Source organism: Leifsonia xyli subsp. cynodontis, from assembly GCF_050632205.1.
Lineage (GTDB): Bacteria > Actinomycetota > Actinomycetes > Actinomycetales > Microbacteriaceae > Leifsonia > Leifsonia xyli_D.
Genome location: NZ_CP192578.1, coordinates 1,699,420 through 1,725,720, shown reverse-complemented (window position 1 = coordinate 1,725,720; position 26,301 = coordinate 1,699,420). Strand labels below are relative to the sequence as shown.

At 69.3% G+C, this 26,301-nt stretch carries 20 protein-coding genes and 5 pseudogenes; 16 read left to right on the top strand and 9 right to left on the bottom strand.

The window, feature by feature from the left end; translation table 11 throughout:
• Window positions 1-6: 6 nt before the first annotated feature.
• From miaB to dapF, 3 genes and pseudogenes are all read left to right on the top strand, one after another.
• Window positions 7-1,614 carry a tRNA (N6-isopentenyl adenosine(37)-C2)-methylthiotransferase MiaB gene (gene miaB / locus ACQ86M_RS08525; protein ID WP_431218299.1) on the top strand — a complete coding sequence of 536 codons (1,608 nt, stop codon included), beginning with the start codon at window positions 7-9 and terminating at the stop codon, window positions 1,612-1,614.
• 86 nt (window positions 1,615-1,700) lie between these two features.
• A complete protein-coding gene (gene miaA, locus ACQ86M_RS08520; RefSeq protein ID WP_431247868.1) occupies window positions 1,701-2,717 on the top strand; it encodes a tRNA (adenosine(37)-N6)-dimethylallyltransferase MiaA in 1,017 nt (338 codons plus the stop codon).
• A 10-nt stretch (window positions 2,718-2,727) separates the two neighbouring features.
• Window positions 2,728-3,605, top strand: a pseudogene (dapF, locus tag ACQ86M_RS08515) (diaminopimelate epimerase).
• A gap of 116 nt (window positions 3,606-3,721) precedes the next feature.
• Here dapF and ACQ86M_RS08510 read toward each other — a convergent pair.
• Window positions 3,722-4,287: pseudogene (locus tag ACQ86M_RS08510) on the bottom strand (class I SAM-dependent methyltransferase).
• 101 nt (window positions 4,288-4,388) lie between these two features.
• Here ACQ86M_RS08510 and hflX point away from each other — a divergent pair.
• From hflX to ACQ86M_RS08490, 4 genes and pseudogenes are all read left to right on the top strand, one after another.
• Entirely contained in the window at window positions 4,389-5,924 is a 1,536-nt protein-coding gene (gene hflX / locus ACQ86M_RS08505) for a GTPase HflX (RefSeq protein ID WP_431247723.1), read from the top strand.
• Window positions 5,925-6,152: 228 nt separating this feature from the next.
• Window positions 6,153-7,115: a methylenetetrahydrofolate reductase gene (locus tag ACQ86M_RS08500; RefSeq protein WP_431247722.1), complete on the top strand. Its 963-nt coding sequence runs from the start codon at window positions 6,153-6,155 to the stop codon at window positions 7,113-7,115.
• Window positions 7,112-9,474: pseudogene (gene metE, locus ACQ86M_RS08495) on the top strand (5-methyltetrahydropteroyltriglutamate--homocysteine S-methyltransferase). The gene ACQ86M_RS08500 and the pseudogene metE overlap by 4 nt, the downstream one beginning before the upstream one ends.
• A 108-nt stretch (window positions 9,475-9,582) precedes the next feature.
• The gene (locus ACQ86M_RS08490) at window positions 9,583-9,924 is read left to right on the top strand and encodes a metallopeptidase family protein (RefSeq protein ID WP_431247867.1); all 342 of its coding nucleotides are present in this window, start codon (window positions 9,583-9,585) and stop codon (window positions 9,922-9,924) included.
• Between the two features lie 117 nt (window positions 9,925-10,041).
• Here ACQ86M_RS08490 and lexA read toward each other — a convergent pair.
• Window positions 10,042-10,721: pseudogene (gene lexA, locus ACQ86M_RS08485) on the bottom strand (transcriptional repressor LexA).
• A gap of 258 nt (window positions 10,722-10,979) precedes the next feature.
• Here lexA and ACQ86M_RS08480 point away from each other — a divergent pair.
• Window positions 10,980-11,360 (top strand): LysM peptidoglycan-binding domain-containing protein, encoded by a 381-nt coding sequence (locus ACQ86M_RS08480; protein ID WP_431247721.1) that lies wholly within the window; start codon window positions 10,980-10,982, stop codon window positions 11,358-11,360.
• 57 nt (window positions 11,361-11,417) lie between these two features.
• On the opposite strand, the gene rsgA is transcribed toward ACQ86M_RS08480, so the two are convergent.
• The 7 genes from rsgA to ACQ86M_RS08445 are packed head-to-tail and all read right to left on the bottom strand — an operon-like array spanning window position 11,418 to window position 17,422.
• Window positions 11,418-12,440 carry a ribosome small subunit-dependent GTPase A gene (gene rsgA, locus ACQ86M_RS08475; RefSeq protein WP_431247720.1) on the bottom strand — a complete coding sequence of 341 codons (1,023 nt, stop codon included), beginning with the start codon at window positions 12,438-12,440 and terminating at the stop codon, window positions 11,418-11,420.
• 8 nt (window positions 12,441-12,448) lie between these two features.
• Window positions 12,449-13,675, bottom strand: a complete 1,227-nt coding sequence (locus ACQ86M_RS08470) for a M16 family metallopeptidase (RefSeq protein ID WP_431247719.1) — start codon at window positions 13,673-13,675, stop codon at window positions 12,449-12,451.
• Window positions 13,672-14,460 (bottom strand): ABC transporter permease, encoded by a 789-nt coding sequence (locus tag ACQ86M_RS08465; RefSeq protein ID WP_431247718.1) that lies wholly within the window; start codon window positions 14,458-14,460, stop codon window positions 13,672-13,674. The genes ACQ86M_RS08470 and ACQ86M_RS08465 overlap by 4 nt, the downstream gene beginning before the upstream one ends.
• The gene (locus ACQ86M_RS08460; RefSeq protein ID WP_431247717.1) at window positions 14,457-15,206 is read right to left on the bottom strand and encodes an ABC transporter permease; all 750 of its coding nucleotides are present in this window, start codon (window positions 15,204-15,206) and stop codon (window positions 14,457-14,459) included. The genes ACQ86M_RS08465 and ACQ86M_RS08460 overlap by 4 nt, the downstream gene beginning before the upstream one ends.
• Window positions 15,203-15,469 carry a hypothetical protein gene (locus ACQ86M_RS08455; protein ID WP_431247716.1) on the bottom strand — a complete coding sequence of 89 codons (267 nt, stop codon included), beginning with the start codon at window positions 15,467-15,469 and terminating at the stop codon, window positions 15,203-15,205. Before ACQ86M_RS08455 ends, ACQ86M_RS08460 begins: the two co-directional genes overlap by 4 nt.
• Window positions 15,466-16,173 (bottom strand): ABC transporter ATP-binding protein, encoded by a 708-nt coding sequence (locus ACQ86M_RS08450; protein WP_431247715.1) that lies wholly within the window; start codon window positions 16,171-16,173, stop codon window positions 15,466-15,468. The genes ACQ86M_RS08455 and ACQ86M_RS08450 overlap by 4 nt, the downstream gene beginning before the upstream one ends.
• Window positions 16,163-17,422: a hypothetical protein gene (locus ACQ86M_RS08445; protein WP_431218290.1), complete on the bottom strand. Its 1,260-nt coding sequence runs from the start codon at window positions 17,420-17,422 to the stop codon at window positions 16,163-16,165. Before ACQ86M_RS08445 ends, ACQ86M_RS08450 begins: the two co-directional genes overlap by 11 nt.
• Before the next feature lie 336 nt (window positions 17,423-17,758).
• On the opposite strand from ACQ86M_RS08445, the gene ACQ86M_RS08440 reads away from it, so the two are divergent.
• From ACQ86M_RS08440 to ACQ86M_RS08405, 8 genes and pseudogenes are all read left to right on the top strand, one after another.
• On the top strand, window positions 17,759-18,907 hold the full coding sequence (locus ACQ86M_RS08440) for a histidinol-phosphate transaminase (protein ID WP_431247714.1): 1,149 nt from the start codon (window positions 17,759-17,761) through the stop codon (window positions 18,905-18,907).
• A complete protein-coding gene (hisB, locus tag ACQ86M_RS08435; protein WP_431218288.1) occupies window positions 18,904-19,506 on the top strand; it encodes an imidazoleglycerol-phosphate dehydratase HisB in 603 nt (200 codons plus the stop codon). Before ACQ86M_RS08440 ends, hisB begins: the two co-directional genes overlap by 4 nt.
• The gene (gene hisH / locus ACQ86M_RS08430) at window positions 19,503-20,144 is read left to right on the top strand and encodes an imidazole glycerol phosphate synthase subunit HisH (RefSeq protein ID WP_431247713.1); all 642 of its coding nucleotides are present in this window, start codon (window positions 19,503-19,505) and stop codon (window positions 20,142-20,144) included. Before hisB ends, hisH begins: the two co-directional genes overlap by 4 nt.
• A 48-nt stretch (window positions 20,145-20,192) precedes the next feature.
• Window positions 20,193-20,939, top strand: a complete 747-nt coding sequence (gene priA / locus ACQ86M_RS08425) for a bifunctional 1-(5-phosphoribosyl)-5-((5-phosphoribosylamino)methylideneamino)imidazole-4-carboxamide isomerase/phosphoribosylanthranilate isomerase PriA (protein ID WP_431247712.1) — start codon at window positions 20,193-20,195, stop codon at window positions 20,937-20,939.
• A pseudogene (locus ACQ86M_RS08420) lies at window positions 20,923-21,824 on the top strand (SseB family protein). Before priA ends, ACQ86M_RS08420 begins: the two are co-directional and overlap by 17 nt.
• 40 nt (window positions 21,825-21,864) lie before the next feature.
• Window positions 21,865-22,083 (top strand): SCO4848 family membrane protein, encoded by a 219-nt coding sequence (locus ACQ86M_RS08415; protein WP_431247711.1) that lies wholly within the window; start codon window positions 21,865-21,867, stop codon window positions 22,081-22,083.
• A gap of 4 nt (window positions 22,084-22,087) precedes the next feature.
• Complete coding sequence (locus ACQ86M_RS08410) at window positions 22,088-22,654, top strand: HhH-GPD-type base excision DNA repair protein (protein ID WP_431247710.1); 567 nt, start codon at window positions 22,088-22,090, stop codon at window positions 22,652-22,654.
• 63 nt (window positions 22,655-22,717) lie between these two features.
• A complete protein-coding gene (locus ACQ86M_RS08405; protein ID WP_431247709.1) occupies window positions 22,718-26,290 on the top strand; it encodes a TM0106 family RecB-like putative nuclease in 3,573 nt (1,190 codons plus the stop codon).
• Window positions 26,291-26,301 lie beyond the last annotated feature (11 nt).

Sequence of the window (26,301 nt, the reverse complement as noted above, 5' to 3'; positions counted from 1 at the left end):
GCCATCATGAGCATCCTGGAACAGCGCAGCGTCATCGAGCCGTCCGAGGCGGCGGTCCGTCCCGACGGCCGGGCGCGCACCTACGAGGTGCGCACGTTCGGCTGCCAGATGAACGTGCACGACTCCGAACGGCTCAGCGGTTCGCTGGAGGCGGCCGGGTACGTCCCTGCGGACGGCGAAGAGGCGGACATCGTCGTGATCAACACCTGCGCGGTGCGCGAGAACGCCGACAACAAGCTCTACGGCAACCTCGGCCACCTCGCCGGCGTCAAGCGGCGCCACGAGGGTATGCAGATCGCGGTCGGCGGTTGCCTCGCTCAGAAGGACAAGAACGTCATCCTCGAGAAGGCTCCCTGGGTGGATGTGGTGTTCGGCACCCACAACATGGGCGCCCTTCCCAGCCTGCTGGAGCGGGCGCGGCACAACGATGCGGCCGAGATCGAGATCCTCGAGTCGCTCGAGACGTTCCCGTCCACGCTGCCGACCAAGCGCGACTCCTCCTACTCCGGGTGGGTCTCCATCTCGGTCGGCTGCAACAACACCTGCACCTTCTGCATCGTGCCGTCTCTGCGCGGCAAGGAGAAGGACCGCCGTCCGGGCGACATCCTCGCCGAGATCCAGGCGCTGGTGGATGACGGCGCCATCGAGGTCACCCTCCTGGGCCAGAACGTCAACTCGTACGGTGTCGAGTTTGGCGACCGCCAGGCGTTCAGCAAGCTGCTCCGTGCCGCGGGCGGCATCGACGGGCTCGAGCGCGTCCGCTTCACCAGTCCCCATCCCGCCGCCTTCACGGACGACGTGATCGACGCCATGGCGGAGACGCCCAACGTCATGCCGCAGCTGCACATGCCGCTGCAGTCCGGTTCCGACCGCGTCCTTCGCGCGATGCGTCGCTCCTACCGGTCGGAGAAGTTCCTCGGCATCCTCGACCGCGTCCGCGCCAAGCTGCCCGACGCCGCGATCAGCACGGACATCATCGTGGGCTTCCCCGGCGAGACCGAGGAGGACTTCCAGGAGACGCTCCGTGTCGTCGAGGCCGCCCGGTTCGCCTCCGCCTTCACGTTCCAGTACTCGATCCGTCCGGGCACCCCGGCCGCGACGATGGCAGACCAGATCCCGAAGGAGGTCGTGCAGGAGCGCTACGACCGGCTGACGGCACTGCAGGAGCGCATCTCGCTCGAGGAGAACGAGAAGCTCGTGGGGCGCGAGGTCGAGCTGCTCGTCGCCAACGGCGAAGGCCGCAAAGACGCAGACACCCGGCGCCTCAGCGGACGCGCGCGGGACAGCAGGCTGGTGCACTTCGAGCTTCCGGCCGGTTCCGAGACACCGCGACCGGGCGATGTCGTCACCGTCCGCATCACGCAGGCTGCGCCGCACTACCTGATCGCCGACGCGGCCGACGGCGCACCCCTCCGCATCCGCCGCACGCGTGCGGGCGACGCCTGGGACCGTGCGGAGGCCGAGTCCTGCGCCGTCCCCGCCCACGGCTCCACCGGCGGTGAGACCGCGGGCCGCGTCTCGCTCGGCCTGCCGACGCTTCGGACGCGCGAGCCGTTGACGTCGCCCGGAGTCGGCACCATGCCGATCTACGACCCCACGGACGGACAGCGCTGAGCACCGCACCCGGCGCGCCCGGGGACTCCGGCGCGTCCACGCCCCGGACGAGCTCCGATCCGCCGCAGGCGACCCCGCGCCTCCCTCTGCTGGCGATCGTCGGACCGACCGGCACCGGCAAGACCGACCTCTCGCTCGCCGTCGCCGAGACCCTCCGTAGCCGAGGCCGCAGCGCCGAGATCGTGAACGCCGACTCCATGCAGCTCTACCGCGGCATGGACATCGGCACCGCGAAGCTCGATCCGGCCGACTGGCGCGGCATCCCGCACCACCTCTTCGACACGCTGGAGGTGACCGATGAGGCGACCGTCGCCCGCTACCAACCGGACGCCCGGGAGACCATCGGGGGCATCCTGGAGCGGGGCGCGGTCCCGATCCTCGTCGGCGGCTCCGGCCTCTACGTCTCCAGCGTGCTGTTCGACCTGCAGTTCCCGGGCACCGACCCGGAGTTGCGGGCCCGGCTCGAGTCCGAGCTGACGGAGCACGGCCCCGGGATGCTGTTCCAGCGCCTCGCGGAGCTCGATCCGGAGGCGGCCCGGCGGATCGGGTCCACCAACGGTCGCCGCATCGTCCGCGCGCTCGAGGTCGCCCAGCTCACGGGCACCTCCGTCACCGGAGCGCTTCCCGAGGAGCCCCGCGCCTGGCACGAGCCGACCGTCGTCGTCGGACTCGCCGCCCCGCGCGACGAACTCGTCGCCCGCCTCAACGCCCGCGTCGAGCGGATGTGGTCGGACGGCCTGCTCGACGAAGTGACGGGCCTCATCCCGCAGGGCATCGATCGCGGAGTGACCGCCCGCCGCGCCATCGGCTACGCCCAGGCCCTCGCCGAGCTCCGCGGCGAGCTGACCCGCGCGGAGGCGATCGCGCAGACGCAGCAGCTCACCCGCCGCTACGCGCGCAGGCAGGTCAGCTGGTTCAAGCGCTACCCCGGCATCCACTGGCTCGACTACGACGACCCGCGGCTCGTGGATGCGACCCTGGCGCTGCTCGACGCGGCAGACCGCGACGCGACAGACCTCGACGCGACGGACCGCGACGCGACAGACCGCGACCGTGACGCCGTCGACCGCGCCCCCGCCGACCGCCCAGCGACGGATCGGTAGGCTGGGACGCATGGCGACCATCCACTTCACCAAGGGTCAGGGCACGGGCAACGACTTCGTGCTGTACTCGGACCCGGAGGGGCGCCTGCCGCTCAGCGCCGCACAGATCGCGAGCATCTGCGACCGGCACTTCGGCGTCGGCGCCGACGGCGTGATCCGCGCCGTGCGGTCGGAGCATCTGCCCGCGGGGAGGCGGCGCTGGCGGAGGACGACGCCGCCACCTGGTTCATGGACTACTACAACGCCGACGGCTCCGAGGCCGAGATGTGCGGCAACGGCATCCGGGTGTACGTCCGCTACCTGCTCGAGACCGGACTCGCCGAGCTGCCCGAGGGCGGCACGCTGGCGATCGGGACGCGGTCCGGGGTGCGCGACGTGCAGCGCAGCACCACCGGCTTCCAGGTCGACCTGGGCCGGTGGGACCTCGCCGGCGGTGAACCGCTGGTGCGCGCGAAGGAGCTCCCCGTGGCGCGACCGGGCCTCGGCATCGACATGGGCAACCCGCACGTGGTGGTCGCCGTCGCCGACGACGCCGAGCTGGACGCCGCCGACCTGTCGTACATCCCGCACCTCGAGCCCGCCCCCGAGAACGGCGCGAACGTCGAGTTCGTGGTGCCGCACGAGCCGCTCGTGAAGGACGGCGTCGGCCGCATCCGGATGCGCGTGCACGAGCGCGGCAGCGGCGAGACGCTCTCCTGCGGGACGGGCGCCGCGGCCGCCGCCCTGGCGGTGCGCTACTGGGCGGGGGAGGCCGCTCCGAACCAGTGGCGGGTGGATGTGCCCGGCGGCACGGTTGGCGTCCGCATGTTCCCGACCGAGGACGGCGAGCACGTCGGCCTCTCCGGCCCCGCCGAGCTCGTCTTCACTGGGACCCTCGACCTCGCCTGAGGCCGTCCCCGCCAAGAATTCCTGACTTCTTCGGGCGAGACGGGCGTTCCGACCCGAACAACTCAGGAACTCTCGGCGTCGGCGGCAGCGTCGGCGGTCGGCGGCGGACGCCCGGATCAGTCGTGCGCGCGGGTGCGCAGCACGCGGTAGCCCTTGGCGGTCGCCGCACGCGTGGTGGTCAGCTCGGGGAGCGTCGATTGGATCCAGCGGTGCAGCGAGTCGCTGCCGAGGTTGCGCTGCACGACGAGCCACGCGTCCGATCCGGGCTCCAGCCGGGGAGCCAGCGCTCCAGGATGTTGTGCAGCTCGTTCTTGCCGACGCGGATGGGCGGATTCGACCAGATCGTCGTAAATCGCAGGTCATCGGGAACATTATCCGGCGTCACCGGGTTTACATTGGTGAGACCGAGCTTCTCCGCATTCCGGCGGACCAGATCCAGCGCTCGGGTGTTGACGTCGACGGCCCAGACCGTCGCATGAGGGGATTCGAGAGCAAGTGTGAGAGCCAGCGGGCCCCAGCCGCAGCCGAGGTCGAGGAACTGACCTCCGGGCGGAGGCGTGGGCACATGGTCCAGCAGCACCTGCGTCCCCATATCGACGCGCTCGGGGCTGAAGATCCCGCTGGCCGTCAGCAACTCGTAGGTCCGACCGGCGAGTCGCACGGTGAACGGCCGCAGGTTCATCTCGCTCTCGGGCGCCGGGGAAAAGTAGTGATCTCCGCTGGCCATAAGCAGACCGTACAGGACACGAACAAACTAGGGTTAACCCGGATCAGGGGAACTGAATGACTGATAAGACCGACATCCGCGAGCACGACGCAGACGACGTGGTCGCGCGCGTGCTGGCGACCGAGCAGAACCGCGCGAGCGTGACGCTCTTCGGCGGCGACTCCGGCGCGCGGGCGCAGGCGCTGCAGGCGCAGGAGACCGACGGCGGCTTCCACGACGGCGAGCAGTTCGACCGTGAGGAGCGCGCGGCGCTGCGCCGCGTCTCCGGCCTCTCGACCGAACTGCAGGACGTCACCGAGGTCGAGTACCGGCAGCTGCGCCTCGAGAACGTGGTGCTGATCGGCGTGTACTCGCAGGGATCGCTTCAGGATGCCGAGAACTCGATGCGCGAGCTCGCTGCCCTCGCGGAGACCGCCGGTGCGGCCGTCCTCGACGGCCTGCTGCAGCGGCGACCGCACCCCGACCCCAGCACGTATCTGGGCAGGGGCAAGGCGGAGGAGCTGGCGGGCGTGGTGGCGGCGCTCGGCGCGGACACCGTGATCGCCGACACGGAGCTTGCTCCGAGCCAGCGCCGTGCGCTGGAGGATGTGGTGAAGGTGAAGGTGATCGACCGCACCGCGGTGATCCTCGACATTTTCAGCCAGCACGCCAAGAGCCGCGAGGGCAAGGCGCAGGTGGAGCTCGCACAGCTCGAGTACCTGCTCCCGCGCCTGCGCGGCTGGGGTGAGTCGATGTCCCGCCAGGCCGGTGGCCAGGTGGGTGGCGCGGGCGCCGGCATGGGCTCGCGTGGTCCCGGTGAGACGAAGATCGAGCTGGATCGCCGCCGCATCCACACCCGCATGGCCCGTCTGCGCAAGCAGATCGCCGGCTTCAAGCCGGCCCGGGAGGCGAAGCGGGCGAACCGCAATCGCAACTCGGTGCCGTCCGTCGCGATCGCCGGCTACACCAACGCCGGCAAGTCGAGCCTGCTGAACCGCGTGACCAAGGCCGGCGTGCTGGTCGAGAACGCGCTGTTCGCGACGCTGGACGCGACCGTCCGCCGCAGCGTCACCGCCGACGGCCGGTTGTACACGCTGGCCGACACGGTCGGCTTCGTGCGCAACCTGCCGCACCAGCTGGTGGAGGCGTTCCGCTCCACCCTGGAGGAGGTCGCGGACAGCGACGTCATCCTGCACGTGGTCGACGGCTCGCATCCGGACCCGGCGTCGCAGCTGGCGACGGTCCGCGATGTGATCGGCGAGGTCGGTGCGCGCGAACTGCCCGAGATCGTGGTCTTCAACAAGGCGGACCTGATCTCGGCGGATGACCGCCTCGTCCTGCGCGGACTCGAGCCGGGCGCCATCTTCGCCTCCGCCCGCACGGGCGAAGGGATCGACGAGGTGCTCGCCGCCATCGCGCGGCTGCTGCCCGACCCGTCCCTCGAGGTCGACCTCGTCGTCCCGTACGACCGGGGCGACCTCATCTCGGCACTGCACGAGCGCGGCCGGGTGATCTCGACCGAGTACGTGGAGGAGGGGACGCGTGTGAAGGCGCGCATCATGCCCGAGTACCACGCGGCCTTCGAGCCGTTCGAGGTGACGCCGACGGCGTGATGCGGCCATGAGCGGTCACTCCAGAAGGCCGGACGGAATCCGATGTGTCGAAGCATGACACGGGCGATTCCGTCCGGCCTTCCGCGTTGCTAGATTCCTTCTCAACCGAAGCGGGCGACCGCTGACGTGGTGCGACAGCCGAGCCCGGCACCCGCCCGTGAACCCCGCCACTGCGTGCACACGCGTGGCGGAGCATCCCGTGCCGCTGTCCGACCATTCGAGGAGCCCATGAGCTGTACCGAGGCCCGGTACTCCTTCGAGCTGTACCCTCCCCGCAACGAGCGGGCCGCCGCCGCGCTGCCCGGGACGATCGACCGCCTCGCGGCGACGCATCCCGACTTCATCTCGGTGACCTTCGGCGCGGGCGGATCGTCGCGCACCGCGTCCCTCGACGTGCTCCGCTACATCCTGCGGCACACCGACGTCAGCCCCATGGCGCACCTCACCTGCGTCAGCTCGTCGCACGAGGAGGCGAACCGGCTGATCCGGGAGTTCCTGGATGCCGGGGTTCGCCGCTTCCTCGCGGTGCGCGGCGACCCGCCGGCGGACCTGCCCGAGGGCGAGGACCCGATCGGCGACATCCGAACGACCGCCGAGCTGGTACAGCTCATCCACCGCGTGCAGGCCGAGCGCCAGCCGTACGGCGAGCTGCCCGTTCCCGGGCTGCACGCGCAGGCCGTGCTGGAGCACCGCGAGCACGTGCAGATCGCGGTCGCGGCGTTCCCCAACGGGCACCCGTCGTCGCGGTCGGTCTCGCAGGACATCGACGCCCTGCTCGCGAAGCAGGCGGCCGGCGCGAACCTCGGCATCACTCAGCTGTTCTTCCACGCCGAGGACTACTTCCATTTCGCGCAGCGCGCGGCGGAGGCTGGCGTGGCCTTCCCGATCCTGCCCGGCATCATGCCCGTCACGAGCCCGGCCCGGCTCACCCGGATGCTCGAGCTGAGCGGCGAGGACCTGCCGAGCGACCTGGCCATCGAACTGGAGGTCGAGCCGACCGACGAGGGCCGGCGCGAGATCGGCATCGCCTGGGCCGCCCGCCTGGCGCAGCGCCTGCTCGACGGCGGCGCCCCCGGACTGCACCTGTACACGTTCAACCAGCACGAGGCCGTTCTCTCGGTGCTGGACCGGATCGGCGCCCTGCCGGCCGGAGATCGAGACCGCCCCACCACCCAGAAGGAACCAGCATGACCGACACAACCCTCGCCGCCGCGGACCGTCTCGCGTTCCCCGCGGGCACGATCATCGGCTACCCGCGCATCGGCCGCCGTCGCGAGCTCAAGAAGGCCGTCGAGGCGTTCTGGGCGGGCAGCACCACCGCCGACGAGCTGGAGGCGACCGCCGCCGAGCTGCGCGCCGCCACCCGTGAGCGCCTGGCCTCCCTCGGCCTCGGCCGCACCGACGCATCCATCCCGGAGAGCTTCAGCTTCTACGACCAGGTGCTGGACGCCGCGGTCACCGTCGGCGCCATCCCGTCGCGGTTCGCGTCGCTCGCGGCCGCCGACGGCTCGGTCGACCTGGCCGGCTACTTCACCATCGCCCGCGGCGAGGGGAGAACGCGCCGCTGGAGATGACCAAGTGGTTCGACTCCAACTACCACTACCTGGTGCCCGAGATCGGCCCGGAGACGGACTTCCGTCTGGCGTCGGACCGCATCGTGCGTGAGTTCGAGGAGGCCCGCGCGGCCGGTTTCGTCACGCGCCCGGTCATCGTCGGACCGGTGACCTTCCTGGCGTTGAGCAAGGCGAGCGACGAGGCCCCCGAGGGCTTCCGTCCGCTGTCGCGCCTCGCCGACCTGCTCCCGGTGTACCGCGAGCTGCTGTCGCGCCTGGCCGCCGCCGGCGCGCCGTGGGTGCAGCTCGACGAGCCGGCGCTCGTCAGCGAGAGCATCGACGAGCCGCGGGATGCGGTGCTCGCCGCCGTGCGGACCGCCTACAACGACCTCGGCGCGTCCGCCGACCGTCCGGCGATCTTCGTCGCCGCACCGTACGGCAGCCTCGACGACGCCCTCGCGCCGCTCGCGGCCAGCCCGGTCGAGGCGATCTCGCTCGACCTGGTGCGCGGTTCCGTGCCGTCCGGGCTCGACGCGGCCACCGCATCCGCTCTCGCCGAGAAGACGCTCGTCGGCGGTGTGATCGACGGCCACAACATCTGGCGCGGCGACCTGGAGGCCGCCTTCGGCACGCTCACCGAGCTGCTGTCGCTCAGCCCCGAGGTGACGGTGTCGACCTCCACGTCGCTGCTGCACGTCCCGCACGATGTGGACGACGAGCCCGAGCTGGATGCGCGCCTCAGGACCTGGCTGGCGTTCGCCGACCAGAAGGTCGCCCAGGTGGCCGTGCTGGCACGCGGCATCGTCGACGGACACGAGGCCATCCAGGACGAGCTCAGCGCGGCGACCGCCGCCCTGGCCGACCGCGCCTCCGCCCCCGGCGTCCGCGTCCCGGCCGTGCGCGAGCGCGAGGCGGCGCTGACCGAGGCGGACTTCCGCCGCGGCGACTACGACACGCGCCAGGCCGCGCAGGAGGCATCGCTCGGGCTGCCGTTCCTCCCCACCACGACGATCGGGTCGTTCCCGCAGACGGCCGACATCCGCCGCTCGCGCGCCCAGCTCGCGAAGGGCCTCATCAGCGAGGCCGAGTACCTGGGGCGGATGCGCGACGAGATCAAGCGCGTCGTCGACCTCCAGGAGGAGATCGGCATCGACGTCATCGTGCACGGCGAGCCCGAGCGCAACGACATGGTGCAGTACTTCGCCGAGAACCTCGACGGCTTCGCGGTCACCCAGAACGGCTGGGTGCAGTCGTACGGGTCGCGCTGCACGCGTCCGTCCATCCTCTGGGGCGATGTGTCGCGGCCGAAGCCGATCACGGTCGACTGGTCGGCGTACACGCAGAGCCTCACCGAGAAGCCGGTGAAGGGGATGCTGACCGGCCCGGTCACGATCCTCGCCTGGTCGTTCGTACGCGACGACCAGCCGCTGGGCGAGACCGCACGCCAGGTCGCCCTGGCGCTGCGCGACGAGATCGCCGACCTCGAGGAGGCGGGCATCCGCGTCGTGCAGGTCGACGAGCCGGCGCTGCGCGAGCTGCTGCCCCTCAAGAAGCGCGACCAGGACGACTACCTGGAGTGGTCGGTCGGATCGTTCCGCCTCGCGACCGCCGGGGTGGGCGACGCGACGCAGATCCACACGCACCTCTGCTACTCGGAGTTCGGTGTGGTCATCGACGCGATCCGGAACCTGGATGCGGATGTGACCAGCATCGAGGCCGCCCGCAGCCGCATGGAGGTCGTGCACGACATCCAGCGCTCCGGCTTCGAGCACGGCATCGGCCCGGGCGTGTACGACATCCACTCGCCGCGCGTGCCGTCGGTCGCCGAGGTGACCGAGCTGCTGGAGACCGCGCTGAGCGCCATCCCGGGCCGCCAGCTGTGGGTCAACCCGGACTGCGGTCTGAAGACCCGTGGCTACGACGAGACGGTCGCGTCGCTGCGCAACATCATCGAGGCGACGCGCGGGGTGCGCGAGCGGGCGTCCGTCTCCGCCTGAGTGTCGTCGACGCGGCCCCGGGGCGCGTCCGCTGTACGCGGACAGCGGCCCGGGGCCGCGTCATGTGCGTCAGGATGGGCGCATGGCGCGCAGGTGCTCATCGTGAAGATGGGGGATGACGAGTTCGAGCGGATGGTCGGAGACATCTTCGACGCGCTGCCGGACGACATGGTCGGGCCGCTGGAGAACGTGGCCATCCTCATCGAGGATCAGCCGCCGGGCGCCCGGCCGCGGCTGTTCGGGCTGTACAGCGGGCGGCCGCTGACCCGGAGGTCGGTGTACGGCTTCGGTGAGCTGCCGGACCGGATCACGCTGTTCCGCAACAACCTCGAGGCGTCGGCGGGATCGGAGGAGGAACTGCGGGCGCGGGTGCGGGTGACCCTGGTGCACGAGATCGGGCACTACTTCGGGCTGTCGGACGAGCGCCTGCGGGAGCTCGGCTGGGCGTGAGCCCGAACGCGCCTGGTGTGGCGGCGCGCGGGGGCGGCGTCGAGTGGTGAGTCGTTGCTCCAATTCGGGTCGAGTGGCGACATCTGCTCACCACTCGGCGGCTCCCGCCGGGGCGGGTCAGACGGCGCGGAGGACCGCCACGACCTTGCCGAGCACCTGCGCGAAGTCGCCCAGGATCGGCTCGAAGTTGGAGTTGCGCGGCAGCAGCCAGGTGTGGCCGTCGCGCTGACGGAACACCTTGACCGTCGCCTCCTCGTCGAGCATGGCCGCCACGATGTCGCCGTTCTCGGCGGTGTTCTGCGCACGGACGACCACCCAGTCGCCGTCGCAGATCGCGGCGTCGATCATCGACTCGCCGACCACCTTCAGCATGAACAGCTCTCCGTTGCCCACCAGCTGGCGGGGGAGGGGAAGACCTCGTCCACCTGCTGCTCCGCGGTGATCGGGATGCCGGCGGCGATGCGGCCGACCAGCGGCACCATCGCCGCGTCGCCGACCGGGGTCTGATTCTCGTAGTCCGGGGTCTGGCCCGAGGTCGACGGCAGGTCGATCAGGATCTCGAGCGCGCGAGGGCGGTTCGGGTCGCGGCGCAGGTATCCGCTCAGCTCCAGCTGGTTGAGCTGGTGGGTGACGGACGAGAGGGAGGAGAGGCCCACCGCGTCGCCGATCTCGCGCATGCTCGGCGGATAGCCCCGCTGGCTCACCGAGCGCTGGATGACGTCGAGGATCGCCAGCTGCTTGTCGCTCAGGTTCTTGCGGCGGCGGGTGCCTCCGCGGGCCTGGTTCTCGTTCGACACGGGCGTCCTCTCCTGGGCTGAGCCGTCCACCGGATGCGCACCGGGATGCTCTCCGGCAGGAATGTCGGTGGTACCTGATCTGATGTCCTCAGACAGTCGAAACTGTATCCGCGTCGAGAAGGGAAGACAAACATGTGTTCGAGTGTGTCGCGAACTTCTTCGGGAATTTCCTCGACGAGCCCCGCCTTGCGGATTCAGACATTCGAAGATACATTCGGAACACAGCTTCGCACCCGCGAGTCTGAGGAGGTCACGGCCATGAGTGCAGTACTGATGAGCGAGTCGGTTCCCGCCCTTCGAGCGGTCCCGCCGCTTCCCGAGGGCGCGCACGTACGCCTGCGCATCACGCGCCGCGGTCGCGCGGTGCTGTCGGCCCTCATTGCACTGCCGCTCGTCATCGGTGCATTCGTCTTCGCCCTCAACGGCGGCGGCGCGATCGCGAACGGCGAGCAGACCCACGTCAGCTTCCAGTACGTCACCGTCGAGTCGGGCGACTCGCTCTGGTCGGTGGCCGAGCGCGTCGCGCCCAACGCCGACCCGCGCGACGTGATCGCCGACATCGTCTCCCTCAACGGCCTCGAGTCCGCCGTCGTCTCGCCCGGGCAGCAGCTGGCGGTCCCGGCGAAGTACGCCAAGTAGCGGCTTAGTCCGGGTGCGCCGGCTAATCCGCTGTGGAATGTGCCCCGCGACGACCGGTCAGCGTCCGCGAGCTTGCCGATACTTTCGTGCGAGCCGGGCATATTCGGTCGACTTATCGCGCGTGGATGGTCCTAGGCGACGTTGTTCGTATTGCCGCTGCCGGGCCAGCTTGAGAAAACGCAGATACCGTTCCTCCGATATCGCCAAGCTGTCGACTGCGTCGCGAACCGCGCAACCGCTGTCGTGAGTGTGAGAGCAGTCAGCGAACGCGCATCGCGCCGCGTAGTCTTCGATCTCTACGAACACGTCTTCCAACACGGCATGGAGCGATAGTCCGAACTCGCGGATGCCCGGGGTGTCAAGAATGACGCTGCTGCTTCCGGGAAGAGGAGTAATGGTCCGCGCGGTCGTCGTGTGTCGTCCCTTCCCGTCGCGTTCGCGAACGCCGGCCGTGACCAGGGCGTCGCGGCCGAGTAGTCGGTTCGCCAGGGACGACTTGCCCACTCCCGAATGTCCCAGCAGGACGGTCGACGAATATTCTTGAACTATTCCTCGAACCTCCTCGATTCCCTCGCCGGTGACGCTGGAGCATCGAGTCGCGTTGATGCCGGGAGCGCACTCCGAGATGACCGACATGACGGTTGATCGGGTAGTGGCATCGGCCTTGTCGATCTTGGTCACGACGAAGTGCGGCAATGCACCGCATTCCCAGCCCGTCAGCGCGAGCCGCTCGATGAGACTAGGGCGGCACGCTTCGCCGGCCGTGATGACGAGTAGCGCGAGGTCGATGTTCGCGGCGAGCCTGTGCGATTCGCCGGAAGCTCGCGAACGCGTGAGCACGCTGTAGCGCGGCACTAGGTGCACGCTATCGCCTGAGCGGGGGTGTGAGCTGATCCATACCCAGTCGCCTACGAGAAGGCTGATCTCCCGGGGTCGGGGGTGAACTCGTTCGCCTGCCTCCTGGTCGAGTACACGTATGACGGTGCGGTCGACGCGGGAGACTCTGCCTAGCCACGCACCGGGCGGGCGCTCGGCGGCCTCGATGTGTCGTGCCGCAGCAGAGTTCAGACCGATTGGCATATCTCCTCCTATGGATTGCTCGGATGAGCGATCTCGATGTCGTGCCGGGGCAATGCCGCCAGCTTGGAAGCCAGCTTCCGAATCTCGTCGGTCGTAACGTCGTCTATCGATTGAAGTACCGCCGCATGGTCCCACGCGTGCCCCCGCTGCCAGGCTGAGGCAATGCCTGCGGCGCGCTTGGCCAGGTCGTCGAAGGCGAGAATGGTGCCGGTGCGGAGGTGACACTTCGCCGCGTCGACGCTCGATTCGAGAAGCGGGTCGCGAGAGAGATCACGCATAGCGTGCGCGAGGACGGCTTCCGTGGGTGCTTCCGTCGCCCGTGGTGCCGATGCGACAGCTGTGACAGATCCACTGGGTCCATAGCCCGTGAAGAAGGCACGGGGTGAGTAGCAGAGCTGTCGCTCCACGCGGAGCTTGCGAATCAGGAGCGATGAGAAACCGGCGCCCAGGGCCGCCGCCAGAACGTTTGCTACTGCGCGTTCACGAAGACTTGCTGTGCTCACCGGAAATGACACCAGCAGGTGAGTCAGGGGTGTGCGCGGATCATAGGCGCGAACGTGGAGTCGCTCGGGCCTCGATGGGGCGGTCCTGACGTCATCCTCCGAGAGCGCGCCAGAACTAACGGAGACCGGCACCGGACTCGCATAGTCGTGGTGGATCTGACGCACCGGGCCGCTCGTGCAGATGACCATGTTGCTGGAGCGGTAGTGCCGTCGCCAGAACACCAACGCGTCGTCAGCGCTCAGCTCGTCCGCAGATGTGCTGGAAGGAGCCGGAAAGCCGTACATCCGGCTCTCCGCTACGTGCATGAGTGTGCGTACGGGATCGGCCGCCTGAGCAGTCTGCTCCGCTGAGATGATCTTCCGCTCTGCCCGCACGGCCTCTTCCGCGAAATCTGGTCGTCGGAGCATTTCCCATAGTCCGTGAAGCGCCTCCGCTGCATCGTCTTTCGGTGCCAGCACGCTGAACGACGTGAAGTCCCGGGCGGTGAACGCCGTCGGCTGAAGTCCACGCCGGTTGAGCATCGCCGCGGTCGCATTGTGGCTCGCCTGTTCAGCTCCTCTGCGGAGCGTCAAATGCTCCAGTAAATGCGCAACTCCGGGACGATCGACGGGATCATCAGCGAATCCGGCCGAGACTCGTATCTCGATCGCTTGAACGGCGCGCTCCGGCACATAGTCGCTGATCAACCTGGGTCCGTCGGTCAGCGCATCGACGGTGGTCGAGCGATTCACGAGAGATCGACGCTGGCGTTCTGCCGCGCACGCCGCTCGAACACTCGCATCAGTGTGAGTGCGACCGCGAGCCAAGCTGCGGCTACACACAACTCGAGCCCGCATTGCGGCCAGAATCCGACGCCGCCATCGGAAAGAGTTCTCACCGCTGCGATGCTGTGGCCGGCAGGCAACGCCATCCCCACAATGACGAGAGGAGACGGGAGGTGTGACCAGGCGACGTTCGCTCCAGAAGTGACGAGCATGACGAGATACGCGGCCGTAGCCAACTGGTAGATGTCTCGATAGACCAGTCCGAAAGCGCTGAGAGCGAGTCCCAGTGCCGAGCAGGAGACTGAGGCGACGAGAATCGCTATCGCGTAGAGGCCGATGCTCGAGGGCTGGAAGGGAAGGCCCGCCATAGTGAAGCCCAGTATTGAGACCACCAGTGAAGCCAGGGCACCCGACAGGACACCAGGCAGCAGTCTGCCGACGAAAACCGCCACGTTCGAGGAAGGTGAGGTGAGTACGACCGGGAGAGTCGCAAAGCGCCGTTCGTCGGCGATGACGCTTACCATTCCTCCGACTCCAGCCGCGGCCGTAGCCAATATCGCATTGCCGCAGATGAAGAACTGTGGATCGCCGTACCCGTGCGCCTTCCCGAGCACCACGAAGAACAGCATCTGGAGGGCTGGAGTGAGCAGGAGCGAGGTTGCGAACAGCGCCGGGGTGTTCCACGCGAACAGAGCGCGATAGCCGAGACGCGCTGAGATGAGTGCTAGCCGAACGGAGTTCACGTTCGTCACCTCAATCTCAGCGTGCCGCGTTGGCGGGCGAGCATGTCGACTCGATGTAGGCAGGCAACGCCGAGGGCCGCGTAGAGCAGAGACAGACAGACTGCGACCGCGACGACGGGAAGAGCATTTCCACCGGCAGTCGCCTGGTCCACTGCGAGCATCGCCCATCCAAGAGGAAACAGCAGGCCGCATGCCGAGATGGGCGCCCAGATTGCGGTCGAGGGCACGATAACTCCGCACGCGAGCCACATCGGAAACTCCAGGACGTTGGTGATCTCCATGGCGTGTCGGGTGATCACGTACAGCCCCGCGAGAAGCACGCCCATCGAGGTAAGTGATACGAGGACGGCCAGCAATGAAACTGTAAGGCGGAGGACATCGACGCCCCCGGTGTCCACGTGGGCGAACGTGAATGCCACGACGGTCACTGCCGCTACGGAATAGACCCCGAGGGTGACGGTCGCGGATGCAAAGCCGAATACCGGCGCCACCAGAGAGCGCGGTGCCCCGATCAACAGCTCGAGTGTTCCGGTGAAACGCTGCATGAACAGAGCCTCCGCCGCTCCGAAGAGAGTCGTGGACCAGGCACCCATCAGACCCGCTCCGAGGACTGTCCTGACGGAAACCTGGCCGCCCGACATCAGAAGGACGACCGCGCCGTATGCCAGGGGGGTCATCAGTGACATGCCGATGAAGAACGGAGAGCGCGAGAGGAGACGGAACTGCAGCCACCAGGCTGCCGCGGCGAGCCTCACGCCGCAACCTCCGAGGCATCCTTCTCGACGATGGCGATATACGCATCCTCAAGTGTGGGCGTGCGCTCCAGCGAGTAGCCCACGGAAACGCCTGGGATCGCACGGATGACCTCTGCCACGCCGACCGCGCTGCCGCAGTCGGCACGGACGGTCAAGATACTGGTCGAACCGCGCTGTTCTACGTCCCAGCTAGTGGCACCGAGCAGGTCGTGCAGAGTGGCAGAGTCGGCTGGAAGGTCGTCATGGAGCTCGACCTCGATCACTTTCTCGAGTGCGACGGAGCCCTTGATCTCTGCGGGCGTTCCCACTGTGCGCAGCCGCCCCCGGCGAGGATCGCGACCCGACCGCACAGGGCGTCTGCTTCGAACATTTCGTGGGTCGTCATGAGAATGGTCTTGCCCTGACCTTGCAGCGCCTTCGTCAACTCTCGGAGCGAACGCGCCGCAACAGGATCAAGGCCGGAGGTCGGTTCGTCGAGAAAGAGGATGCTTGGGTCGTGAACGAGAGCTCGAGCGATGTGCATCCGCTGTTTCATGCCTCGTGAGAACGTCTCGACTCTGTCGTTCGCACGGCTCTCGAGGTCGACTGCCTCAAGTACCTCCGCAACTCGGGAGGTGATCCTGCGACGCGGCAGGTCGTAGAGGTGAGCAGCGAAAATGAGGTTGTCGCGTGCAGTCAGTCGATCGTAGAGGCCGCGCTCGCCGCCGAAGGCGACACCGATCCTGCGGCGGAGCGCTTTCATATCACGCACGACGTCCAGGCCTTCGACTCGAGCTGTGCCGCTGGATGGCGTGAGCAGCGTCGTCAGGATTCTCACCAACGTCGTCTTGCCGGCACCGTTCGGGCCGAGGATGCCGAACAGCTCCCCGCTTTCGATGGTGAGGTCAACCCCATCAAGCGCTCGGGTGCCGGGCTGCCCGCGTTTTGCGGCGAAGGTCCGCGTGACACCTGTCATCTCAATGGACATCGAATTCCTCCATCGCTGAGGTGGACCAGAAGTAGGGCGAGAGTTCGCGCACCCGTTCCGCGCGCTTCTCGTCTTTGAGTTCGACGAAAGCGCGATAAAGCATCTTGCGTACCTGCGTCACGACCGACGGATCATATTCGCGCCTGAGGAGGTCGAGCGCCTCGATCAGGAAGCTGACGGCCAGGACCGGCTCATTGCGGCGAATGTGGACGAATGCGAGGGCCGACAGCGTCGTGTGACGCGCGCCCTGATCGCGTCGTTCGGTGAATTCGAGCAGAGCGTGAAGGCGCTGAATGGCATCGTCATCCTGTTCGGCCGCGAGGTCGAGTTGCGCCGCGTTCAGCTCCGCCATCCACACGTACCGAGCGGTCTCCGGACTCTCTACACCCAACTGATCCGACGAGGCGAGGGAGCCCCGGAGTTGCTCGATGGCCGCCGTGAGAAGTCGCCGGCTCTCGTCGGAATCTCCGCGCCTGAGTGCCAGGAACGCACGCAGGTTGGAGGCCAGCCCGACCGCCAGCATTCCGTCGGGAGATGTCGCCGCCTTTGGATATGACGACAGACCGACGGTCAAGAGGACGTCGGCTCGGTCTGGATCGCGTCTGCGCTTCGCGGCTAAGCTCGCCCAGCGCAGGTAGGTGAAGAAGCGCTCCAGGTCGTCTTCGAGATAGGCCGCCGCGTCCTGGAATAGCTCATCACTCACCGCAACGTCTCCGGAGTGCCCGATGACCACACCGGCGAGACTCGACGTAAGTCCGCGGAGACGCGGGCTCGTCTGCCGGTCGCTCTGTGCATAAGCGACAGCAACCGCCTCGGCGTCATGCCAGCTCCCGAATGCGTTGACGTACTTGAGCATCCCTTCGTACGCATCCTGGTTCGTCGCGAACTGCAGGCTCCCGGTCGAGCTGGAGCTATCGGCGACGAACGGCTCCCGAGCCACGCGCAGGAGATCGAGGCCTGGCGTGTCCAACCACTTCGCGCACTCGACCTTGGAGCGGAGGTCGTTGAAGGATGTCGGAGATGTGTCTCTCCACCGTCGCAGGTTCAGGTACAGCATCTGCCGAGAGCTGTCATCCCGCCTCAACCTCAAATCGGTGAGGGGAGCGTGATCGTTCCGGGAAGCCCGGATGAAGTCATTGCCCGAAAGACACGCGTGCTGCATCGTCTCGACGAATCGGGGGTGAAGCAGGTGACGTACGTCATCGGCGTGCTGCGACACGTGCTCGGCGACGATTCGACTGGCTTTCATCTTTTCCTCTCAATGAATGGGCCGACCCATGAGGGCCGGCCCGCTGGCGTGGGCTCAGTACATGGCTGCGCCGTGGTTCCAGCCCGCGAAGAGGGTGGCGATGAAGCCCTGCTCGTTGCTCATCTCCACCGTGATGTCGTCGTAGTTCATTACTTCACTCCGTGTTGCCGTGCCGCTGATGCAGCAGAACGAATACTTTCCGTTCACACTGAGGACGCAGCTTCATCGACTGTCGTGACGTGGGTTGTTATGCAAAGCATGCATTTTGTCAACGTGCACCGCGTCGCATCCCGTCATCCGGCGGAGCGGGCGCGAGCCGCTGACTACGATTGAACGGTGACTTCCCTCTCCGAGCTGCCGATTCGAGACGACCTGCGTGGTCGGTCCCCGTACGGTGCGCCGCAGCGTCCGGTGCCCGTCGCGCTGAACGTGAACGAGAACACGCATCCGGTTCCGGAGGACGTGGCGTCCGACATCGTCGCCCGCGTCGCTGCGGCGGTCGGCGGGGTCAACCGCTACCCCGACCGCGAGTTCACCGAGTTGCGCGAGGCGTTCGCCCGCTACCTCGGTCACGACCTCACGGCGGAGAACATCTGGGCGGCGAACGGCTCGAACGAGGTGCTGCAGCACATCCTGCAGGCCTTCGGCGGCCCAGGGCGTACGCTCCTCGGCTTCGCGCCCACCTACTCCATGTACCCGCTGCTCGCCTCCGGCACCGGCACCGCCTACGTCGCGGGCACGCGGGATGCGGACTACGAGCTGTCGCCGCAGACCGCGGCCGCGCAGATCAGCGAGGTCGACCCCGACATCGTCATCCTGTGCGCGCCCAACAACCCGACGGGGACGCCGCTCGGGCTCGACACGATCGAGGCCGCGTATGCCGCCGCCCGAGGGATCGTGGTGGTCGACGAGGCGTACGCCGAGTTCCTTCCCGAGGGGACGCCCTCGGCGTTGAGCCTGCTGCCCGGCCGCCCCCGGCTGCTGATCTCGCGCACCATGAGCAAGGCATTCGCCTTCGCCGGCGCGCGGGTCGGCTACCTCGCGGCCGACCCGGCCGTGAACGACGCCCTCCGCCTGGTCCGGCTGCCGTACCACCTGTCCGCCCTGACGCAGGCAGCTGCCCTCGGTGCGCTCGCGCACTCCGACGAGATGCTGGCGACGGTCGGCGAGATCCGCCGGCAGCGCGACCGGCTCGTCAGCGAGCTCGCGCGCCTCGGCTACACGCCCCACCGCTCCGGCAGCAACTTCGTGCTCTTCGGCGGGGTCGACGATCCGCACGCGACGTTCGAGGCGCTGGCCGAGCGCGGCGTCCTCATCCGCGACGTGGGCATCCCGCACCACCTCCGCGTGACCGCGGGCACCGAGCCCGAGACGACCGCGTTCCTGGAGGCGCTGGCCGCCCTCGGCCGGCCCGGCCCGGCGGCCGCCGCGGAGGACGCCGCCCCCGGGCGCGACCAGAGCGCCCCGGTAGACTCGGACGCATGACGAACCGCGCCGCCACGGTCACCCGGCAGACGAGCGAGTCGAGCATCGAGCTGAGCCTCGACCTCGACGGCACCGGGCTGTCCGACATCCAGACGAGCGTGCCTTTCTACGACCACCTGCTGACGGCGTTCGCCAAGCACTCGCTGACCGATCTGCGCATCCGCGCCACCGGTGACACCGACATCGACGTGCACCACACCGTCGAAGACATCGGCATCGTCCTCGGTCAGGCGATTCTGGAGGCGCTGGGCGACAAGTCCGGCATCTCCCGCTACGGAGACGCGCTCGTCCCGCTCGACGAGGCGCTCGTGCAGGCCGTCGTCGACATCTCCGGCCGCCCGTACCTCGTGCACAGCGGCGAGCCCGCCGGATTCGAGTTGCACCTGATCGGCGGCCACTTCACCGGCTCCATGGTGCGCCACGTCTTCGAGGCGATCTCGTTCAACGCCCGTTTGACCACGCACATCACGGTCGTCGGAGGGCGCGACCCGCACCACATCGCCGAGGCAGAGTTCAAGGCGTTCGCCCGTGCGTTCCGCCAGGCGAAGGCGCTGGACCCGCAGGTCACCGGCATCCCGTCGACCAAGGGGGCGCTGTGAACGACGGGCGCCGGCCCGACGTCGTCGTCTTCGATTACGGCAGCGGCAACGTCCACTCGGCGGTCAAGGCCCTGGAGACGGCGGGCGCCGACGTCGAGCTGACCGGCAACCGCAAGCGGGCGCAGGAGGCGGACGGGCTGCTCGTCCCCGGCGTCGGGGCGTTCACGGCGGTCGCGAACGCTCTGCGCGCCTCGCACGGCGACGAGGTCGTCGACCGCCGTCTCGCCGGCGGCCGCCCGGTGCTCGGCATCTGCGTCGGCATGCAGGTGATGTTCGACCGCGGCGTCGAGCACGGCCTCGAGACAGAGGGCCTGGGCGAGTGGCCGGGCACGGTCGACCTGCTCCGCGCCGACGTGGTCCCGCACATGGGCTGGAACACCGTCCGTGCGCCGGAGGATTCCGTGCTGTTCGCCGGGCTGCAGGAGGAGCGCTTCTACTTCGTCCACTCCTATGCGGCACAGGAGTGGACGCTGGAGCCGGAGGCTCCCTTCCCGAAGCCCAAGGTCACCTGGGCCGAGCACGGCACGCCGTTCGTCGCCGCCGTGGAGAACGGCCCGCTGAGCGCCACGCAGTTCCACCCCGAGAAGTCCGGCCAGGCCGGCATCCAGCTGCTGCGCAACTGGGTCCGCTCGCTCTAGCGGCGACCCGTCACATCCCTCCGCACCGCGGACCGATACGAGGAACACATGACCGATTTCATCAGCACGCCCCGGCTCGTCCTCCTTCCCGCGGTGGATGTCGCGGACGGCAAGGCGGTCCGGCTCACGCAGGGCGAGGCCGGCAGCGAGACGAGCTACGGCGACCCCGTGGATGCGGCGGCCGAGTGGGCGGAGGCCGGCGCCGAGTGGATCCACCTGGTCGACCTGGACGCGGCGTTCGGACGCGGTGAGAACCGGTCGCTGCTGAAGCGCGTCATCCACCAGGTGCACGGCGTCAGCATCGAGCTGTCCGGCGGCATCCGGGACGACGCGTCCCTCGAGCAGGCCCTCGAGGCCGGCGCCACCCGCGTCAACCTCGGCACCGCGGCGCTGGAGAACCCGGAGTGGGCCGCCAGCGCCATCGCGACCTACGGTGAGGCGATCGCGGTCGGGCTGGATGTGCGCGGCACCACGCTCGCGGCGCGCGGCTGGACGCGCGAGGGCGGCGACCTGTGGGAGGTCCTCGACCGCCTGGAGGCGGCCGGCTGCGCCCGCTACGTCGTCACCGATGTGACCAAGGACGGCACCCTGCGCGGCCCCAACCTGGAGCTGCTGCGCCAGGTGCTCGATCGCACCGAGCGTCCGGTGGTCGCCTCCGGCGGCATCTCGAACCTCGACGACATCGCCGCACTCCGCGAGCTGGTGCCGCTGGGCCTCGAGGGTGCGATCGTCGGAAAGGCGCTCTACGCGGGCGCGTTCACGCTGCCCGAGGCGCTGGATGTCGCGGGACGCTGACCCCGCCGGCCCGGGTGCGGAGCGGCCGGACGGCGCACCCGGCACGCCCGCCGAGCCCGGCACGCCCGGTGCTCCGAGCGAGGAGGGCGCGGCCCGGCTCGCCGGCTTCGCCGCCGCACTGAGCGACGCCTCCCGTGCCGATTCGGCAGGTCAGCCATGGGAGGGGCGCGAGTTCGACGACAACCCCTTCGGCGACGACGACGGCTCCGCGCCGCCGGCCCTCCTCGGTGCGCTGGCCGCGTTCCGCGCCGGAGAGGCGGGCGCCCAGGCGGTGGTGGATGCGCTGCGCGACGCGCGCCTGCTCGTCCCGCTGGTCGCGGAGCTCGGCGACGAGGGCCACAACGACGCCGGGTTGCTCGTCGACAAGACGCAGGAGCTCTCCATCGTGACGGTCGCCGGGCCCGACGGACGGACGGTGCAGCCGGTGTTCTCGTCCGTGACCGCGCTGCAGACGTGGAACCCCGCCGCACGGCCCGTCCCGGTCGAGGGGCGCCGAGCTGCGCTGGCGGCGGCATCGGAGGGGACCGAGCTGATCGTGCTCGACCCGACCTCCGAGACGGAGTTCGTGCTGCGGCGGCCCGCGGTGTGGGCGGTCGCGCAGGGCGCACCGTGGGTGCCGAGCGACCGCGATCCGGAGGTGGCCGCGGCGTTCCGCACCTCCATCGGCTCCGAGCTCGGCGTGCACGATGTCGCACTGCTCTCGGGCGACCCGCAGAGCCGGTTGGCGGGGAGGAGCTGGTGGTCCGGCTTTCGCTGGCGGCCGGGCTCACGCGTGAGGAGCTGGACGCCATCCTGTCGCGGCTGGCTCAGCGCTGGGCGGCGGACGACCTCATCGCGACCCGGGTCGACTCGCTCCGGGTGCAGCTCGTCGCTTCGGACGACTGACCGCGCCGGGCCGGGCGGGCCCGCCTAGGCTGGGAGCACCATGACCGTCTTCGCCGCCATCGTGCTCTTCCTGAACGCCCTCTTCAACATCTTCGCCTGGCCGCGGTTCTTCGCGCGGGTCCGCAACGATCAGCGGGCACGGGATGCGGCGGGCAGGGCGACGTCGTTCTTGATCGTGCACGGCGTGCTGCTCGGCGTGGCCCTCCTGCTCGCCCTGCTGTCGGCGGTGGCGGGCGTGCTCCTGCTGGTGGCAGGCTGAGCGCATGGCCCTGAACATCACCGGCGACGCCGCTGCCGACGCGCTGCTCGACGACTCCCCGTTCGCGCTCCTGACCGGGATGCTGCTTGACCAGCAGATCCCGATGGAGACGGCGTTCGCCGGCCCCGCGAAGCTCCGCGACCGGCTCGGGGCTCTCGATCCGGAGACCGTCGCCGGAACCGACCCGGAGAAGCTCGCCGACATCATGAAGCAGACGCCCGCGGTCCACCGCTTCCCGGGGTCGATGGCCGGTCGCGTGCAGGCGCTCGCCGCGGCGATCGTCACGGACTGGGGCGGCGACACGGCGGCGATCTGGACCCACGGCGATCCCGACGGTGCGGAGATCCTGCGGCGGCTCAAGGCGCTGCCCGGCTTCGGCGAGCAGAAGGCGAAGATATTCCTCGCGCTGCTCGGGAAGCAGAAGGGGCTGCAGCCGCCCGGGTGGCAGGCCGCCGCAGGTGATTACGGGAGCGAGGGGTACCGCTCGGTGGCCGACATCGTCGATGCGGAATCGCTGGCGAAGGTGCGCGACCACAAGCGGGCGATGAAGGCCGCGGCGAAGGGGAAGTGACCTCGCGTCCGGGTGTCGGTGGTCGCCGATAGTCTCGCAGCAGCGGGGTGAAAGGAGGTCGCCGTGTTCCTGCTCGACGGAGTCATCGTCACGAGCGCCAGTGACCTCACGGAGGCGTCGAAGTGCGAGTTCGCCTTCCTGCGCACGCTCGACGTCAAGCTCGGCCGGCTCGAGAAGACCGAGGTGGTCGAAGATCCGATGTACGTGCGGTCGTCGCGCATGGGCGACGAGCACGAGCATCGCATCCTGGAGCGGTATCGCGAACGGTTCGGCAGCGGCGTCGCCGAGATCGAGCGGCCGGAGCAGCTGACCGCCGAGTCCCTCGCCGACGCGGTGCAGCGCACGACGGAGGCGTTCGCCCGCGGTGCCGACGTGGTGTTCCAGGCCACCTTCTTCGACGGCGCCTTCGTCGGGTTCGCCGACTTCGTCGTCCGGCTGCCGGACGGCCGCTACCGCGTGCAGGACTCCAAGCTCGCCCGGAGCGCGCGTGTCACCGCCCTGCTCCAGCTCGCCGCCTATGCCGAGCAGCTGCGGCGGATGGGCATCGACGTCGACGAGACGGTCGAACTGCTCCTCGGTGACGGCTCGGTGAGCGAGCACTCCCTGAGCGACATCGAGCCGGTGTACCGCAAGCGCCGGGCGCGGCTGCTCGAGATCATCGCCGAGCACGTCGCCGACCCGGGGCCGGTGGCGTGGGGCGACCCGCGGTTCACCGTGGACGGCCGCTGCGACACCTGCGACGCAGAAGTGCAGGCGACGCGCGACGTCCTGCTCGTGGCCGGCATGCGGGTGACCCAGCGGGAGCACCTGTTCGCGGCCGGGATCGAGACCATCGACGCGCTCGCCGCATCCCGCGGTCCGGTCGACGGCCTGCCCGAGGGAACCCTCGACGGGTTGCGTGAGCAGGCACTCCTGCAGCTCCAGGCGGAGCCCGGCAGCCCGCCGCCGGTCCGCGTCTTCAACGCACCCGTGCTCGCCGTGCTGCCGCATCCCGACGCCGGCGACATCTTCTTCGACTTCGAAGGCGACCCGCTCTACACCGAAGGTGCGGGGGAGCGCTGGAACCTCGACTACCTGTTCGGGCTGGTCGACCAGGACGAGGAGTTCACGGCGTTCTGGGCGCACGACTTCGCAGCCGAGCGCGTGGCGCTGGAGGCCTTCCTCGCGTTCGTGCGGGAACGGCGCGCCCGGTATCCGCGCATGCACATCTACCACTACGCCGCCTACGAGCAGACGCACCTGCTCTCGCTCGCCGCGCGGCACGGGGTGGGCGAAGAGGAGGTCGACGCGCTGCTGCGCGAGAACGTGATGGTGGACCTCTACCCGCTGGTGCGCAAGGCGGTCCGTGTCGGCTCGCGGTCGTACTCCATCAAGAAGCTCGAACCGCTCTACATGGGCGACGAGCTGCGCGAGAGCGATGTGACCAACGGCGCCGACTCCATCACGGAGTACGCCAACGCGCGCGACCTCATCGCGCTCGGGCGGTTCGACGAGGCGCAGCCGCTGCTCGACGACATCGCGGAGTACAACCGCTACGACTGCGTCTCGACCCTCCGCCTGCGTGACTGGCTGCTCGCCCGTGCGGCCGAGAACCGCATCCCCGTCGGGGCGGCTCCCGCCGAAGAGGCCGAGGTCGCGCCTGACGAGTCGCCGCTGCGTGCGGGCCTGCTCGCGTTCGCGGGCGATCCGCTCGACCCGCACCGCACGTCCGACCGCGAAGCCATGGCGCTGGCCGCCGCGGCGATCGACTTCCACCGTCGCGAGCAGAAGAGCTTCTGGCAGTCGCACTTCGCCCGGCTGATCCAGCCGATCGAGGAGTGGGGCGAGACACGCGACGTGCTCGTCGTCGAGCGCGCGACGGTGCTGCGCGACTGGTACCTCGACGAAGGGCAGCGGGTGGAGCGGCGCGAGCTGCTGCTGAGCGGACAGTGGGGTGCGGGCAGCGCGGTGCGCGTCAGCGAGCGGAGCGGTCCGTACCTGCTGTACGAGTACCCGGGGCCGTTCCGCCAGCCGCGCGCGCAGCCGGGCGCACGCGCCGCACGGACCGTAGCCGTCATCGACGCGCTGTCAGACGGGTCGATCGTCGTGCGCGAGACGCTGCCGCCCGAGGTGCCGCCGTACGCCGATCTGCCGAGCGCGCTCACTCCCGCCGCGCCGCCGGACTCACGACGACTGGCCGAGGCCATCCGCGAGTGGGGCACCGCGCTGCTGATCGCACGACACCACGACACCTGGCCGGTCGACGGCACGATCGACCTGCTGCGGCGCACCCCGCCGCGCACCCGGGCGGGCGGCCTCGTGCCGGACCCGACGCTCACGGGAGCCGCCGTGGCGGCAGGCGGCGGTGGAGCGGTCACGGATGGCGACGGGCGGGTCGACGCTGTCGTGGCCAGCCTGCTCGACCTCGACCGTTCCTACCTGGCGGTGCAGGGGCCGCCCGGCACGGGCAAGTCGTACCTCGGGGCGCACGTCATCGCGAAGCTCGTCGCCGAGCACGGCTGGAAGGTCGGGGTGGTCGCCCAGTCGCACGCGGTCGTCGAGAACCTCCTCGATCGCGTCGTGGCTGCGGGGCTCGACCAGGCGATGGTCGGAAAGGTGCCGAGCGGGGGCGCGCGAACAGACGACGCCGCCGCATCCGTCGCGGGCGCTCCCGACCGCAAGGGTGCCCCGCGTTTCACGCCGCTCCCGGCTAACGGGCACCTCGAATTCGCCGGGGTCAACGAGAATCGCGGCTTCGTGGTCGGCGGCACCGCGTGGGACTTCGCCAACGCGGCGCGGGTGCCGCGCGGCAGTCTCGACCTGCTCGTCGTCGACGAGGCCGGTCAGTTCTCCCTCGCCTCGACTGTGGCCGTCGGTGTCGCGGCCAAGAATGTCCTGCTCCTGGGCGATCCGCAGCAGCTGCCGCAGGTGAGCCAGGGCCGGCATCCCGAGCCGGTCGACGGGTCGGCGCTCGGCTGGGTGAGCGACGGGCACGACGTGCTGCCGCCGGAGCTCGGCTACTTCCTGGCCGAGACGCGCCGGATGCATCCAGCGCTGGCGGCGGCCGTCTCGCGCCTCTCCTACGAGGGCAAGCTGCGGGCGCACGAGTGCGCTGCGGAGCGCGAGCTCCGCGGTGTCGTGCCGGGGGTTCATCCGGTGCCGGTGCTGCACGTCGGGAACTCGACGGCCTCGCCCGAGGAGGCCGAGGCGGTGGTCGACATAGTGCGCGACCTCATCGGGCGGTCGTGGAGCGACCCGGCGGCGGAGCGCGACGACGAGCCGCTCGGCGAGAGCGACATCATCGTGGTGACTCCGTACAACGCGCAGCTGGCCGAAGTGCGCGCGCTGCTCGACGCAGCCGGCTTCCCGGCTGTGCGCGTCGGGACGGTCGACAAGTTCCAGGGCCAGGAAGCGGCCATCGCGATCGTGAGCCTGGCCGCGTCGTCCGCGGCCGACGTCCCCCGGGGGATGTCGTTCCTGCTGATGAAGAACCGGCTCAACGTGGCGATCTCCCGGGCCAAGTGGGCGGCGCACCTCGTGCACTCGCCCGAGCTGACGGAGTTCCTCCCGACGACCCCGGCCGGCGTCGGCGAGCTGAGCGCGTTCATCCGGCTGGTGGAATCGGTGGAGGAGCGAGCGGCCCTGCCGGTGGCGTGAGGGCCGGTGTT